Raw genomic sequence first — 12872 nt, forward strand, 5'->3', positions numbered from 1 at the left:
TCTCACGCCTGCAGCGTCCGCGCCCGGATGCGTTCCGGGGCGGCGCCAAACCAGCGCTTGCAGGCGCGCGAGAACGGGCTCAGCTCGGCATAGCCCAGCAGCTGCGCCACGCCCGAGATCGGCAGATGCGCCTGGCCCAGATAGCTCGCCGCCAGCGCCCGGCGCACATCCTGCACCGCCTGCGCATAGGTCAGCCCGTTCTCCGCCAGCCGGCGCTGCAAGGTCCAGCGCGCCAGCCCCAAAGCCTGCGCCACCTCCGCCACCGGCGGCGCCCCCTCGGGCAGGCGCGAGCGGATTTCCGCCCGCACCCTTGCCTCCAGCGGCACGATCTTGCCCGGCAGCCGGCGTTGATAAACCTGTGCCGCCAACGCCGCGAACCGCCCGGCATCCGCGCTGGGCATCCGCCGCGCCAGATCCCCGGGGCGGAAAATAATCGCATTCGTGCGCTGCCCGAAAAACACCGGCGCCCCGAACACCGCCTCATGCGCCCGCGCATCGCCAGGTGCCGGGTGCTCAAACTGCACCTCCTCCGCCCGAAACCCCGGCCCATAGGCGGTGCGCAGGATGTTCTGGAACATCGCGATGGTCAGCTCCGCATCCTGCCGGCGCTCGAAAATCCGCCAGTCGACAATCCGGTATTCCAGCCGCAGCAACCCGGCTTCCGCCACCAGCCGCGCCTCGCTGGCCTGCTGGTGCAGGGGAAACAGATCCGTCAACTGCCGCAACGCCGTGCCGATGCTGGGCGCGGCCAACGCCAGATCCCCCACCAGCCCATGGCTGGAGGCCGGAAAATCCCGCCCATAAAGCAGCCCGAAATCCGCCCGGCCGGACAGCAGCGCGGCGCGCTCCATCACCTCGACATAAGAGGACAAAGCGAGCCCCCCCTCGCTATCCGCCCGCAAGCCAGACGCATCCACCCCGGCCGGCCCGAACACCCGGTCCGCATCCGTCCGCAACTCCTGCAATAACGGCAACAGCCCCGCCGTGGCACATAACGCCACCCGCGGCACCCCACCCGCACCCAACCCCATTTTTATGCGCCTCCTCCCGCCACCCCAATAGGGCCGTGGTGGGCGTTTCTCCTGAGGGGGGAGGTTAGGCCGGGTTGGGGGTGGGGGGCAAGGTGGAGAGGCGTGTCTCGTATTCTGAGAATTGTGTTGTTGAATTTCGGATGGCGCGCTATCAGCTCTATTTCGAGGCAGAGGTTGCCCCTAGTTGCGGGAACCATTACGATTCACAATGTGTTGGCTCTTGGTCAAGTGAAAGGAGAGCGGAATGTCTTGTGTACCCGGCGTTGTCGCTGCTTTTACTGAAGATCAGGCAGAGCGGTTGACGCATGTCAGCAGGAAGCAGCTTAGGTATTGGGATAAGACCGGTTTTTTTGTCCCAAGCATCGGGTCGGAGAACCGGCAGCTGCCGTATAGCAGGCTTTATTCTTTTAGGGACTTGGTTTCGCTAAAGGTTTTAAATGCTCTAAGAAATGAGGCCAATGTTTCTCTTCACCATCTGCGCGAAGTGAAAGATAAGCTATCACATCTGGGCGATGATCTTTGGGCTAAAACAGTTCTTTACGTGCTAAATAAGCGGGTTATTTTTCATAATCCGGAGGCGGATGCACGTGAGGAAGTTGTCTCCGGACAAGCGATTTTGGAAATTCCTTTGCGGATTGTTTCGTCTGGTGTCGAAGACGCAATTGATATGTTGCGTAATCGCGATCAGGGACAGTTTGGGAAAATCGAAAAACACAAAAACGTCGCGCATAACGCTGCTGTCGTAGCCGGTACACGTATTCCTGTTCGGAGTATCAAAGCTTTTTCTAAGGCTGGGTATTCTGCAGATCAAATTCAAAAAGAATATCCAACACTCACTCTTCAGGACATTGAGGCAGCGCTGAAATACAGTGAGGTTGCTTGAACCGGAAAAAAGCCCAATTTCGAGTGATGCTCGATGAAGGCGTTCCTGTTTCAGTAGGTCATGTATTTGAAAGTCTTGGTCAAGAAGTGATTTTCTATAGGGACGTTTTACCCGAAAGCGTTCCCGACCATGTAGTCGCAGTCGCAGCACTTACAAATAATGCGATCTTAGTTGCAATTGATGAAGACATGCGGAGGATAGCCAGAAAGTATGGTCAAAAAGGTCAAGATCCAAGATATGCCAAGCTTAATCTAATTCATCTGTGCTGCGACAGTGTGCTTGCTTCGAAGCGCGCAGACCATGCATTTTCGTTTATCGAGTTTGAATGGAACTTCAATATTAAAAAACCGGCGCGGCGGATGTGGATCGAAATTGGCGCCCATTACCTAAAGACGCATCGTTAAGGTAAAGAGAAGTTACTTTTCAAACCAGCCGGATTGGCTTTTATCCAATCCGGCTGGTTTGTGGTGGTTCCTACCCCCCGTACCCCAACACGCTCTTGATCTCCAAGAAATCATGCATCGCCCAATCGGCATATTCGCGCCCATTGCCGCCCGGCGCAAACCCGTTACGTTCCCGCATGACCACCCGCGAGGCTCCATGACCCGCTTGCTTGCGCTTCTCGCCGCTCTGGCCCTCACAGCCCCGGCCGACGCCGCCCCCTGTCCTGTCACGCCGCTCCAAAATCATGGTGCGGATTTGGTTTTCGGCGCCTTCAAGGCGCACATGGTCAGCGATAGCGACCCCGGCAACAGCGCCGCCTGGGAAGGCCCGCTGATCATCAGCGCCGGTGGCAAAAGCTGCGAGGCGGATATTTCCATCATCACCCCGCCCTTCTTCCTTGCCGGCGCGCATGATCTTTACGTCACCACCTATAGCGGCAGCGAAAGCACGCAATATCTGGTTGATGCCCGCAATTGCCACGTGCTTTGGGCAAGCCCTCTCTTCACCGGCAATCCAGCGCTGCGCGGCGGCGATGTCTTCATCTATCCGGATGCAAAACCGGTCCGCATTCAGCCCGATTGCCGGCCGGCAGACCCATAACCAGGCGAGAGGGCGCGCGCCGGCAACGCCCCCTCTCTTCCCAGCCTACCCCCCGTACCCCAAAACGCTCTTGATTTCCAAGAAATCATGCATCGCCCAATCGGCATATTCGCGCCCATTGCCGCTCTGCTTATACCCCCCGAACGACGAGCAAAAATCCGAATCCGGGTAGTTCAGATAAACCGACCCTGCCCGCATTTCCGCCGCCACATGGCGCACCTTGTCCATATCCTTGCCCTGCACATAGGCCGCCAGACCATACACCGTGTCATTGGCGATCTCGATGGCCTGCTCCAGCCCCTCATAGGGAATGATCGAGAGCACCGGCCCGAAAATCTCCTCCTTCTCGATGGTCATGCCCGGCTTCACATTGGCGAACACGGTCGGCTTCACGAAATAGCCCCGCTCCAGCCCGTCCGGCTTGCCCAGCCCGCCGCAGGCGAGTGTCGCCCCGTCATCGATCCCGGCCTGGATCAGCCTTTGCACCTTGTCCCACTGCATCTGGCTCACCAGCGGCCCCAGCACCGTGCCCTCGGCAAAAGCCGGGCCGGGGGTCTGCTTGTTCGCCTCATCCACGGCAATCCGCACCGCCTCGTCATGCAGGTGGGCTGGCACCAGCATGCGGGTCGCCGCGTCGCAGCTCTGCCCGGTATTGATGAAGCAGGCGCCGATGCCCTGGCGCACCGCGCTGTCCAGATCCACATCCTCCAGCAGGATATTGGCGGACTTGCCCCCCAGCTCCTGGCAGACACGCTTCACCGTCGCCGCGGCTTCCCGCGCCACGATGGTCCCCGCCCGGGTCGAGCCGGTAAAGCTCATCATGTCCACATCCGGATGCGCCGCCAGCACCTGGCCCACCTCCGGCCCGGTGCCGTTCACCAGATTGAACACGCCGGCCGGCACCCCGGCCTCATGCATCACCTCGGCGAAGATCAGCGCATTCACCGGGGCAATCTCGGAGGGCTTCAGCACCATGGTGCAGCCCGTCGCCAAGGCCGGTGCCACCTTGCAGACAATCTGGTTCAGCGGCCAGTTCCAGGGCGTGATCAACCCGCACACCCCGATCGGCTCCTTCACCACCAGCGTGCTGCCGCGCTTTTCGGTGAAGGCGAAGCTCTTGAAGCGCTCGATGGTGGCCATGAAATGCTGCTGCCCCACCCAGGCCTGCGCCTCCCTGGCAAAGCCGATCGGCGCCCCCATCTCCCGCGCACAAGCCTGCGCGATATCCTCGAAGCGCTTGTTATAGACCGCGAGGCAGCTCTCCAGCAGCTCCAGCCGCTCCTTCACGGAGCTATGCGAGAAGGACTTGAAGGCCCTCTTCGCCGCCGCCACCGCCTTGTTCACATCCGCCGCGGCGCCGCCGGAAATCTCGGTGAACACCTCCTCCGTGGAGGGGTCGATCACCGCAATCCGCTTGGCCGCCACCGGGTCCACCCAGGCGCCGTCGATATAGAATTTCAGAAATTCGGGCATGGCTTCCTCTTTGAACACTGCAAAGAGCATAGCGCCGCCGCGCCCGCCTGGCTTGACCCTGAAATACAACCCTGAAATATAGCCGGCGCGATTATATCTAACGCGACGTTAAATTTCATGTTCCACGTGGAACATTTCGGGAACAGATTACGCCTCGGGGCTTTCCTTGCGCAGCGCATCCAGCGGCAGAAGCTGCCCGTCGCGCTCGAAATGCCAGAAGGTCCAGCCATTGCAGGACGGCGCGTTCTGCACCGCCGCGCCGACCTGATGGATCGAGCCGCGATGCGCCCCGCTCACCAGCCCGCCCTCGGCCGTCACCTCCGCCTCCACCCGGCGCTGCTTGTCCATCACCTTGGTCCCGGTGCGGATGATGCCGCGCTCCACGAAGCTGCCAAAGGCGATTCGCGGCGCCGCGCGGCCGGAGGGCGGGGCCACCACCGCCATGCGCGAGGCCGGGGCCTCCGCCGCCAGCCGCCCCCAGGCCGCCTCCACATAGGCCGGATGCCGCTCAATGCCGATGAAATGCCGGTGCAGCCGCTTCGCCACCGCCGCCGTGGTGCCCGTACCCAGGAACGGGTCGACAATCACATCCCCCGGGCTGGTCGAGGCCATGATGACGCGGTGCAGCAGCGCCTCGGGCTTCTGGGTCGGGTGCAGCTTCAGCCCGTGATTATTCTTCAGCCGCTCATTCCCGGTGCAGAGCGGCAGCGTCCAGTCCGAGCGCATCTGCAGATCGTCGTTCAGCGCCTTCATCGACTGGTAATTGAATTTATACCGGCTCTGCTGGCTGCGCGCCGCCCAGATCATGGTCTCATGCGCGTTGGTGAAGCGCCGGCCGCGGAAATTCGGCATCGGGTTGGTCTTGCGCCAGATTACGTCGTTGAGGATCCAGAAGCCCAGATCCTGCATCATCGCCCCGATGCGGAAGATATTATGGTAAGAGCCGATCACCCAGATCGTCCCGTCCTTGTTCAGCACACGGTGGCATTCGGAGAGCCAGTCCCGGGTGAAGGCGTCATAGGCGGCGAAATCGGTAAATTTATCCCAATCGTCATCCACCCCGTCCACCAGGCTGTCATCCGGGCGGCGCAATTCGCCGCGCAGCTGCAGGTTATAAGGCGGATCGGCGAAGACGCAGTTGATCGACGCATCCGGCAGCATGCGCAACATCGTCCCGGCATCACCGAGCAAGATCTGATCCAGCGGCAATTCGCGCAGCATTTCCACAGGCAAGGCGGACCCCAAAACTAATCGACTCGTGAATAAGTGGCGGGCCGGTCGTAACCGCGTCAACCGTCTGGTCTGTGCGATTTTGGCACAAAAGCCGCACATGCACTATAACGCCTCTTCATTCTTGACAGTCCGGGGGGGTAAGGATAGCAACCGCCCAACCTTCCGGCGGATATCCGCGAGGAGCAGGTGCATGAGCGACGGCCCGGAGAAACCAGGGTTTGAGGACAGGCTGGCGGCGGCGGAAGACGCGGCCCAGGGTCCCAAGCGCAAGGCGCCAGGGCAGAGCGATGCCGGCTCGGCGCAACGCGCCATCGAGCTGGCGATGCGGCTGGGGGTTGAAATGGTGGCCGCGATGGTCATCGCCGTGGTGATCGGGTGGGGGCTGGACAGGCTCTTGCACACCAAGCCATGGCTGATGATCCTCATGGTCCCGGTGGGTCTGGCGGCCGGCATGCGCAATCTTTTGCGGGCCGATCGCGGGCGGTAAGTCGCGCCGGTATCAATCGGGGCGAAAACAGTTTAAACGCCGCGCGAGCGGCGGGTCGGTTAAGTGCCGCGCCAGCGGCACGTTGGGATAAACCTCCGCGCAAGCGGCAAAAGTACGGCTTCAGGCAGGGTAGAACACATGGCGGGACCATCGATCGACGCGCTGGGACAATTCGACCTGACCACCGGTCTGGGGGCCATCGGGCGCGCGGTCAATTTCACCAACTCCAACGAGGCGATGCTGGCGGCCGCCATCATCATCGTCGGCATGTTCGCCATCGGGCTGAAGGCCAAGGCGCTGGTGCCCGGCCGCATCCAGGCGCTGGTCGAGGTGCTGTATGAGTTCGTGCATCATATGTGCGTGGACACGATCGGCGAGGAAGGCCGCAAATTCTTCCCGCTGGTCTTCACCATCTTCAGCTTCATCCTGCTCGGCAACCTGATCGGGCTGTTCCCGTATTTCTTCGCCTTCACCTCGCATATCGCGGTGACGCTGGCGCTGGCCTTGTTCGTGTTCGTGTTCTCGACCGCGGTGGGCTTCTATATTCACGGCTTTGGCTTCCTGAAATTCTTCGTCCCCGCCGGGGTGCCGGGCTGGCTGCTGCCGCTGCTGGTGCCGATCGAGATCATCTCCTATCTCTCCCGCCCGGTCTCGCTCTCTGTGCGTCTGTTCGCGAACATGACCGCCGGGCATGTGATGTGGGAAGTCTTCGCCGGCTTCATGCTGCTGCTCACCGCCGGGTTCGGCGTGTTCGGCGCCATCGCCTCCGTCGTGCCGCTGGGCCTCAATGTCGCCCTGGCCGCTTTGGAGCTGCTGGTCGCCGGGCTGCAGGCCTATGTTTTCGCCATCCTGACCTGCCTGTATCTGCACGACGCCGTGCATATGCATTAAGGCCGGTCCGGTTCCTCCCGTTTCGCCTATAAGTTTCTGCTAAAAAGGAAAAAATTACATGGATCCTCAGTCTGCCGCTCTGCTCGCCAAGGACGTTGGCGCGGGTCTCGCCACCATCGGTGTCGCCGGTGCCGGCGTTGGTATCGGTAACCTGTTCGGCTCGTTCGTCTCCTCCGTCGGCCGCAACCCGGCCGCCCGCGATGCGATGTTCCGCGACGTTCTGCTCGGCTTCGCGCTGACGGAAGCGGTGGCGCTGTACGCGCTGGTCATCGCGCTGGTCATTCTGTTCACCTAAGATGCGCCGGATCAGCACCGCTCTGCTGCTGGCCCTTGCCCCCTCCGCCGCGCTGGCCGAGGGCAAGATGCCGCAGATGGATTTCTCCAACCCGCTCACCCTTGATCAGGTGGGCTGGATGGCGGTCATCTTGGTGGTGCTTTACCTCCTGCTTTCGCGCTGGGGCCTGCCGCAGATGGGCAAGGTTCTGGAAAACCGCGCCGCCATCATCGCCCGCGACCTGGCGGCGGCCCGTGCCGCCAAGCAGGATGCAGACCGGGCGGTGGCGCTGTTGACCGCCACGCTGGCGTCCGCCCGGGCCAATGCCCAGGCCGAGGTGGCGAAGGCGGTCGCGGACGCGAAGGCGCAGGCTGCCAGCAAGGCGGCGGCGCTGAACGCGGAGCTGGAGGCCAAGCTCGCCGAGTCCGAAGCCCGGATCGAGGCGGCGCGTGCCTCTGCCATGGCGGCGATCAAGCCGGTGGCGGCGCAAGCGGCATCCGAGATCCTGCTCAAACTCACCGGCGCCGTGCCGGAACAGAGCGAGCTGTCGCAGCGTGTCGAAGACGCGCTGGCGGCCCGCAAGGCGGCCTAAGCCATGCAGTATGACGCTCTCAACGCCCATTTCTGGGCGCACGGAACCTTCTGGGTCTTCATTGCCATCGTCATCTTCGCGGTCATTGCCGGCCGCAAGGTGCTGCAGGGCATTGGCGGCCTGCTGGACGCCCGCACCAAGGCGGTGCAGGCGGCGCTGGACGAAGCCGCGCAGCTGAAGGCCGAGGCCGAGGCGATGCTGGCGGAAGCCAAGCAGAAGCAGGCCCAGGCCCAGGAAGATGCCCGCCACATCCTGGCCACGGCGCATGCCGAGGCGCAGCGTCTGGCGGCCGAGCTGGCGGCCGAGGCGCAGGCCACGGCGCAGCGGCGTGAGAAGATGGCGCTGGAACGCATCCAGGCCGCCGAATCCGCCGCGGTGAAGGAGGTTCGCGCCGCCGCGATCGACATCGCCACCGCCGCCTCCACCGCCTTGCTGCGCGATAGCGTCAGCAACGACAGTGATGCGGTGCTGATCGACCATGCGATCACCGCGCTGCCGAAGGCGCTGCGCGGCTAGAGCCTGCCGCTCTTCGGTGGCCACGCCGAGGAGACCGAGACCAACCAAACGGGGCGTTTCCGCAAGGAACGCCCCGTTTTGTTTACCCGGCGGTCTTTTTCAGCAGATACACATCCATGATCCACCCATGCGCCGCCCTTGCCGCCGCCCGGGTGGCGATGATCTCCGGCCCGATCCGTGCCAGCGCGCCCTGGCGGATGATCTGCTCTGGCATGCCCAGATAGGCGCCCCACCAGATCCAAATCCCTGCCGGGTCCAGGCTCTGGAAGGCGCAGCCGCCATCGAGCATCACCACCAGCGTATCCACCCCGGGCGGCCAGCCATGGTCACGCAATTGCCGCCCGGTGGTGACGAGAAAGGGCGCGCCGATTTCGTTGAGCACCATGGCGTGCGCGGCGGTGAGCGCCTGGATCGAGGTGATGCCGGGGATCACCTCCACCGGCAGCGCCAGCCGGCCGGCGATGCGCAGGGTGGAATCATAGAGCGAGGGATCCCCCCAGACCAGCAGCGCCGCCCGCCCACCTTGCGGCAAGGCGCGCTCCAGCACCTGCCGCCAGCGCCCGGCGATCTCGTCATGCCAGTCCTCGACGCGGGCGCGGTAATCCAAGGTCGCCTCGTCGCGTACCGGCAGGTCGAACTCCACCAGCCGGGTGGCTTGGTTGGTGATCACCTCGTCACAGATCCGCCGGCGCAGCGCCGCCAGATCCGCCTTCTGCGCCCCCTTGCGCGGGATCATCACGATGTCGGCCGCGTTCAGCGCCTTGATCGCCTGCAAGGTGAGATGATCCGGGTTGCCGGTGCCGATGCCGATCAAAACAAGGCTGTGCATCAGCTCTCCAGCCGGGAGATCAGGTGGAAGAAGCTGCCGCTGACATGGCCCCGGCGGGAGCCGGTTTCGTCCACCAGCGTGCCCTCGGCATCGCGCACCTGCGCCAGCGGCGCGTCGGGCTGGGCGAGGATGGAGGCGTAGTGGAATTCATGCCCGGCGAGATCCGCGCTTGCCTCCTGCCCCGGCATCGCCGCCAGCAGCCGGGCGCGGCGATAGCCGAGATGCATCTTGCGTTTGGCGAAGCTGGTGGCAAGGCCGAGCAGCCCGGCCATGGCGTGGCGCTGGCCTTGCGAATCCTCCAGCGTTTCGCCCAGCACCATATAGCCGCCGCATTCGCCATGCACCGGGCGGGTTCGCGCGAAATCCCGCAAGCCGGCCAGAAACCGCCCGGCCGCCGCCAGGGGCCCGGCATGCAGCTCGGGATAGCCGCCGGGCAGCCAGCAGATGTCGGCGCTTTCATCCGGGGCTTCGTCGGCCAGCGGCGAGAAGGGCAGAATCTCCGCCCCCGCCGCCCGCCAGCCCTCCAGCAGATGCGGGTAGAGAAAGGAAAACGCCGCATCCCGCGCCAGGGCGATGCGCTGGCCCGGCGGGCGGGGCAGGGGGGCGCTGGCCGGCAAAGCCTGCCCGGCGGCGGCCTCCAGCAACCCGTCCAGATCACAATACTGGCCCACCAGATCGGCGGCTTTGTCCAGCAGCGCCGCCAGCTTCGGCAGCTCCTGCGCCTGCACCAGCCCGAGATGGCGCTCCGGCACCCTTACATCCTCCTGGCGCGGCAGTGCGCCGAACACGCGCAACCCGGCTTCCGCCATGCCGGCGCGCAGCAGTTTTTCATGGCGCGGGCTGGCGACACGGTTCAGCACCACGCCCGCCACCGGCAAACCCGCCCGGAAGCGGGCCAACCCGGCGGCGATGGCCGCCGCCGTCTGCGCTTGGCCGCGCACATCCAGCACCAGCAGCACCGGCCAGCCGGTCAGCGTGGCGATCTCGGCGGAGGCGCCATGGCCGCTGGCGCCTTTCAGCGCCACCCCGTCGAACAGCCCCATCGAGCCCTCAGCCAGCGCCAGCTCGGCCCCCTCCGCGCGCCCCACCAGCGCGCCGATCTCCCCCGCCCCCATCGCCCAGCTATCCAGGTTGAAGCAAGGCCGGCCGGTGGCGGCGGCGAGAAAGGCGGGGTCGATATAATCCGGGCCGGATTTGTAGGGCTGCACCGCCACGCCGCGCCGGGTGAAGGCGCGGGCGAGGCCCAGGCTCAGCGTGGTCTTGCCCGCGCCGGAGGCAGCGGCGGCGATCAGCAGCCCCTTCATTCCGGGAATCTCGGCGCGGGGCCGGTGGGGCGGTAGCGGCGGTCATAATCCGGGGCGTAGAGGCGCGATCGCTCAAACCCCTCCGCCCCCAGCACCCGCCCGACCAGGATCAGCGCCGTGCGGTCGATCTCTGGCTCCATCCTGGCCTCGATATCCGCCAGCGTGCCGCGCAGCACGCGCTGATCCGGCCAGGAGGCGCGCCAGATCACCGCCACCGGGCAATCCGCCCCGTAAAACGGGGTGAGTTCCGCCACGATCTCCGCCAGGCGATGGATGGAGAGATGCAGCGCCAAGGTCGCCCCGGTGGCGGCGAAGGCGGCCAGACGCTCGCCCTCCGGCATCGGCGAGGCGCGGCCGCCCAGGCGGGTGAGCACCAGGGATTGCGCGATGCCCGGCAGCGTCAGCTCCGCCCCCAGGCTGGCGGCGGCGGCGGCGAAAGCGGGCACGCCGGGGGTGACATCATAGGCGATGCCAAGCGCCCGCAGCCTTTGCAGCTGCTCACCCATGGCCGACCAGACCGAGAGATCCCCCGAATGCAGCCGCGCCACATCCAGCCCCTTGGCGGCGGCGTCCTGGATTTCCGCGATGATCTCGTCCAGCGAGAGCCTTGCGGTGTTCACGATCCGCGCCCCGGGCGGGCAATGCGCCAGCACCCCTTCGGGCACCAGCGAGCCGGCATAGAGGCAGACCGGCGAGGCGGCGATCAGATCCCGCCCGCGCAAAGTCAGCAGATCCGCGGCCCCCGGCCCGGCGCCGATGAAATGCACGATCATGGGTCGTTCCTTTCCGCAATCGCCACCATTGCCAGCCTGTCGGGCGAGGCGACACGCGGGCCGAGCAGCCTCGCCCCTGGCCCGGCGGCGCGCAGCGCGCAGGCTTCCGCCAGGCTGCCCACACCGTAGCGCGCCAGCGCCCGGGCGGAGCGGCTCAGTGTTTCGATGCCGGCCAGCGCCGCCGGGGTGAGGGCGATCACCGGCACCCCCAGCTCCGCCGCCAGCGCCGCCAGCGCCTCGGGCCGGATCCCGGCCAGGGCCTGCACCTCGCCCCCCGCCGCCGCCAGCGCGGCGCGCAGCGACTCCGTGCGCACCGCGGCACGCAGGCCAAACCCCGCCACCCTCATAACGTGACACTCCATTGCACGATCGGCCTGGCCGGCACCCAGCCGCGCTTGCCCCCCAAAGGCGCGGCCTCGGCCAGCTCCAGACGCAGCAGCGCACCGCCTTTCTCCGCCGACCAGGCGGTGAGCAGCGCCTCGCTCTCCAATGTCACCGCATTCGCCACCAGCCTGGTGCCGGCGGCGGCCAGCGCCCAGAGCCGTTCCAGCAGCGCCTGGCTGGCGCCGCCGCCGATGAAGATGGCATCCGGCCGCGCCAGAGTCTCCAGCCCGTCCGGGGCGCGGCGTTCCAGCACATGCAGGCGCTGGGCGACGCCGAAGCCAGCGGCGTTCTCCAGCGCCCGTGCGGCGCGGGCGGCATTCGCCTCAACCCCGCTGGCGCGGGTGCGGGGGGCGGCCAGGAGCCATTCAATCGAAATCGACCCCGCGCCCAGCCCGATATCCCAGAGATGCTCGCCGGGCCGGGGGGCCAGGGCGGATAATGTGAGGGCGCGCACCGGGCGCTTGGTGATCTGCCCGTCATGGGCGAAGAGCGAATCTTCCAGACCCGGCGCGCGCGGCAGGCCCAACGCCCCCGCCACCTCAACGGCCACGGCCACCGGCGAGAGGCCCGGGTCCAGCACCGCCATCTCCGCCGCACTGGCCTGGGTAATACGCTCCTGCGCCCCGCCCAGCGCCTCCAGCCGCCAGAGGCGCGAGGCGCCGAAGCCCAAATCGGTCAGATAGGCCGCGAACGGCGCCACCGCTTCGCCGCCGCGCAACAGGCAGAGCAGCCGCGCCCCGTCATGCAGATGCGCCCGCGCTTGCGCGAAGGGGGCGGCGTGCAGGCCGAGGCAGATTATGTCTTCCAGCCGCCAGCCCAGCTTTGCCGCCGCCAAAGCGAAGCTCGAGGGGGCGGGCAGCGCCACCCACTCCTCCGGCGCCAACGCCTCGGCCAGCAGGCTCCCCGCGCCGAACCAGAACGGATCGCCCGAGCATAACGCCACGGTTTTCGTCCCCCGGCATGCCAGCAGCGGCGCGATGGAAAACGGCACCGGCCAGGGCCGTCCACGCGCCCCCGCCTGCGTCAGTTCCAGATGCCGCGCTCCGCCGAAAATCACCTCCGCCCGCGCCAACGCCTCGCGCGCGGCGGGGCTGGGGCCGTCCTCATTAAGCCCGATGATCGTCAGCCAGGCGCTCATCCCCTTGCCTCCTGGCCGTG

The 12872-nt window shown here is 65.7% G+C and carries 16 protein-coding genes; 8 read left to right on the forward strand and 8 right to left on the reverse strand.

The features are described 5' to 3' along the window. Positions 1 to 2 precede the first annotated feature (2 nt). Entirely contained in the window at positions 3 to 1031 is a 1029-nt protein-coding gene (qhpR, locus tag T331_RS0110140) for an AraC-like transcriptional regulator QhpR (protein WP_081822207.1), read from the reverse strand. A gap of 244 nt (positions 1032 to 1275) precedes the next feature. Between qhpR and T331_RS19480 the strand changes: the two genes are divergently transcribed. The 3 genes from T331_RS19480 (at position 1276) to T331_RS0110150 (ending at position 2958) form a co-directional block, all read left to right on the forward strand. Beyond that, positions 1276 to 1914, forward strand: a complete 639-nt coding sequence (locus T331_RS19480) for a DUF433 domain-containing protein (protein WP_081822208.1) — start codon at positions 1276 to 1278, stop codon at positions 1912 to 1914. Between the two features lie 26 nt (positions 1915 to 1940). Further along, positions 1941 to 2318 (forward strand): hypothetical protein, encoded by a 378-nt coding sequence (locus T331_RS19915; protein ID WP_155992679.1) that lies wholly within the window; start codon positions 1941 to 1943, stop codon positions 2316 to 2318. A 196-nt stretch (positions 2319 to 2514) separates the two neighbouring features. Further along, positions 2515 to 2958 carry a hypothetical protein gene (locus tag T331_RS0110150; RefSeq protein WP_026439933.1) on the forward strand — a complete coding sequence of 148 codons (444 nt, stop codon included), beginning with the start codon at positions 2515 to 2517 and terminating at the stop codon, positions 2956 to 2958. 45 nt (positions 2959 to 3003) lie between these two features. On the opposite strand, the gene T331_RS0110155 is transcribed toward T331_RS0110150, so the two are convergent. Together T331_RS0110155 and T331_RS0110160 are read right to left on the reverse strand one after the other, a co-directional pair. Continuing rightward, positions 3004 to 4431, reverse strand: a complete 1428-nt coding sequence (locus T331_RS0110155) for an aldehyde dehydrogenase family protein (protein ID WP_026439934.1) — start codon at positions 4429 to 4431, stop codon at positions 3004 to 3006. A gap of 147 nt (positions 4432 to 4578) precedes the next feature. Continuing rightward, entirely contained in the window at positions 4579 to 5652 is a 1074-nt protein-coding gene (locus tag T331_RS0110160; protein ID WP_026439935.1) for a site-specific DNA-methyltransferase, read from the reverse strand. A 202-nt stretch (positions 5653 to 5854) separates the two neighbouring features. On the opposite strand from T331_RS0110160, the gene T331_RS0110165 reads away from it, so the two are divergent. From T331_RS0110165 to T331_RS0110185, 5 genes are all read left to right on the forward strand, one after another. Beyond that, the gene (locus T331_RS0110165; RefSeq protein ID WP_008495600.1) at positions 5855 to 6151 is read left to right on the forward strand and encodes an AtpZ/AtpI family protein; all 297 of its coding nucleotides are present in this window, start codon (positions 5855 to 5857) and stop codon (positions 6149 to 6151) included. A 138-nt stretch (positions 6152 to 6289) separates the two neighbouring features. Further along, positions 6290 to 7042 (forward strand): F0F1 ATP synthase subunit A, encoded by a 753-nt coding sequence (locus T331_RS0110170; RefSeq protein WP_008495602.1) that lies wholly within the window; start codon positions 6290 to 6292, stop codon positions 7040 to 7042. Positions 7043 to 7100: 58 nt separating this feature from the next. Further along, on the forward strand, positions 7101 to 7337 hold the full coding sequence (locus T331_RS0110175) for an ATP synthase subunit C family protein (protein ID WP_008495604.1): 237 nt from the start codon (positions 7101 to 7103) through the stop codon (positions 7335 to 7337). A gap of 1 nt (position 7338) precedes the next feature. After that, complete coding sequence (locus T331_RS0110180; RefSeq protein ID WP_008495605.1) at positions 7339 to 7908, forward strand: F0F1 ATP synthase subunit B family protein; 570 nt, start codon at positions 7339 to 7341, stop codon at positions 7906 to 7908. A gap of 3 nt (positions 7909 to 7911) precedes the next feature. Then, positions 7912 to 8424, forward strand: a complete 513-nt coding sequence (locus tag T331_RS0110185; protein WP_026439936.1) for a F0F1 ATP synthase subunit B family protein — start codon at positions 7912 to 7914, stop codon at positions 8422 to 8424. Positions 8425 to 8506: 82 nt separating this feature from the next. On the opposite strand, the gene cobF is transcribed toward T331_RS0110185, so the two are convergent. The 5 genes from cobF to T331_RS0110210 are packed head-to-tail and all read right to left on the reverse strand — an operon-like array spanning position 8507 to position 12852. Next, positions 8507 to 9253 carry a precorrin-6A synthase (deacetylating) gene (gene cobF, locus T331_RS0110190; protein WP_026439937.1) on the reverse strand — a complete coding sequence of 249 codons (747 nt, stop codon included), beginning with the start codon at positions 9251 to 9253 and terminating at the stop codon, positions 8507 to 8509. Next, entirely contained in the window at positions 9253 to 10557 is a 1305-nt protein-coding gene (locus T331_RS0110195; protein WP_155992680.1) for a cobyrinate a,c-diamide synthase, read from the reverse strand. Before T331_RS0110195 ends, cobF begins: the two co-directional genes overlap by 1 nt. Beyond that, entirely contained in the window at positions 10554 to 11330 is a 777-nt protein-coding gene (gene cobM, locus T331_RS0110200) for a precorrin-4 C(11)-methyltransferase (RefSeq protein WP_026439939.1), read from the reverse strand. The genes T331_RS0110195 and cobM overlap by 4 nt, the downstream gene beginning before the upstream one ends. Beyond that, entirely contained in the window at positions 11327 to 11677 is a 351-nt protein-coding gene (locus tag T331_RS0110205) for a cobalamin biosynthesis protein (protein ID WP_026439940.1), read from the reverse strand. Before T331_RS0110205 ends, cobM begins: the two co-directional genes overlap by 4 nt. Beyond that, complete coding sequence (locus T331_RS0110210; RefSeq protein ID WP_026439941.1) at positions 11674 to 12852, reverse strand: bifunctional cobalt-precorrin-7 (C(5))-methyltransferase/cobalt-precorrin-6B (C(15))-methyltransferase; 1179 nt, start codon at positions 12850 to 12852, stop codon at positions 11674 to 11676. The genes T331_RS0110205 and T331_RS0110210 overlap by 4 nt, the downstream gene beginning before the upstream one ends. Positions 12853 to 12872: the final 20 nt, after the last annotated feature.

The sequence above is a fragment of the Acidocella facilis ATCC 35904 genome, from assembly GCF_000687875.1.
Lineage (GTDB): Bacteria > Pseudomonadota > Alphaproteobacteria > Acetobacterales > Acetobacteraceae > Acidocella > Acidocella facilis.

Bases quoted from the DNA above. Each gene is read 5' to 3' on its own strand.
- cobF (WP_026439937.1), bottom strand. From the start codon at position 9,253: ATGCACAGCCTTGTTTTGATCGGCATCGGCACCGGCAACCCGGATCAT.
- T331_RS0110170 (WP_008495602.1), top strand. From the start codon at position 6,290: ATGGCGGGACCATCGATCGACGCGCTGGGACAATTCGACCTGACCACC.
- T331_RS19480 (WP_081822208.1), top strand. From the start codon at position 1,276: ATGTCTTGTGTACCCGGCGTTGTCGCTGCTTTTACTGAAGATCAGGCA.
- T331_RS0110185 (WP_026439936.1), top strand. From the start codon at position 7,912: ATGCAGTATGACGCTCTCAACGCCCATTTCTGGGCGCACGGAACCTTC.
- T331_RS0110160 (WP_026439935.1), bottom strand. From the start codon at position 5,652: ATGCTGCGCGAATTGCCGCTGGATCAGATCTTGCTCGGTGATGCCGGG.
- T331_RS0110180 (WP_008495605.1), top strand. From the start codon at position 7,339: ATGCGCCGGATCAGCACCGCTCTGCTGCTGGCCCTTGCCCCCTCCGCC.
- T331_RS0110205 (WP_026439940.1), bottom strand. From the start codon at position 11,677: ATGAGGGTGGCGGGGTTTGGCCTGCGTGCCGCGGTGCGCACGGAGTCG.
- qhpR (WP_081822207.1), bottom strand. From the start codon at position 1,031: ATGGGGTTGGGTGCGGGTGGGGTGCCGCGGGTGGCGTTATGTGCCACG.
- T331_RS0110150 (WP_026439933.1), top strand. From the start codon at position 2,515: ATGACCCGCTTGCTTGCGCTTCTCGCCGCTCTGGCCCTCACAGCCCCG.
- T331_RS19915 (WP_155992679.1), top strand. From the start codon at position 1,941: ATGCTCGATGAAGGCGTTCCTGTTTCAGTAGGTCATGTATTTGAAAGT.
- T331_RS0110210 (WP_026439941.1), bottom strand. From the start codon at position 12,852: ATGAGCGCCTGGCTGACGATCATCGGGCTTAATGAGGACGGCCCCAGC.
- T331_RS0110155 (WP_026439934.1), bottom strand. From the start codon at position 4,431: ATGCCCGAATTTCTGAAATTCTATATCGACGGCGCCTGGGTGGACCCG.
- T331_RS0110175 (WP_008495604.1), top strand. From the start codon at position 7,101: ATGGATCCTCAGTCTGCCGCTCTGCTCGCCAAGGACGTTGGCGCGGGT.
- T331_RS0110165 (WP_008495600.1), top strand. From the start codon at position 5,855: ATGAGCGACGGCCCGGAGAAACCAGGGTTTGAGGACAGGCTGGCGGCG.
- T331_RS0110195 (WP_155992680.1), bottom strand. From the start codon at position 10,557: ATGAAGGGGCTGCTGATCGCCGCCGCTGCCTCCGGCGCGGGCAAGACC.
- cobM (WP_026439939.1), bottom strand. From the start codon at position 11,330: ATGATCGTGCATTTCATCGGCGCCGGGCCGGGGGCCGCGGATCTGCTG.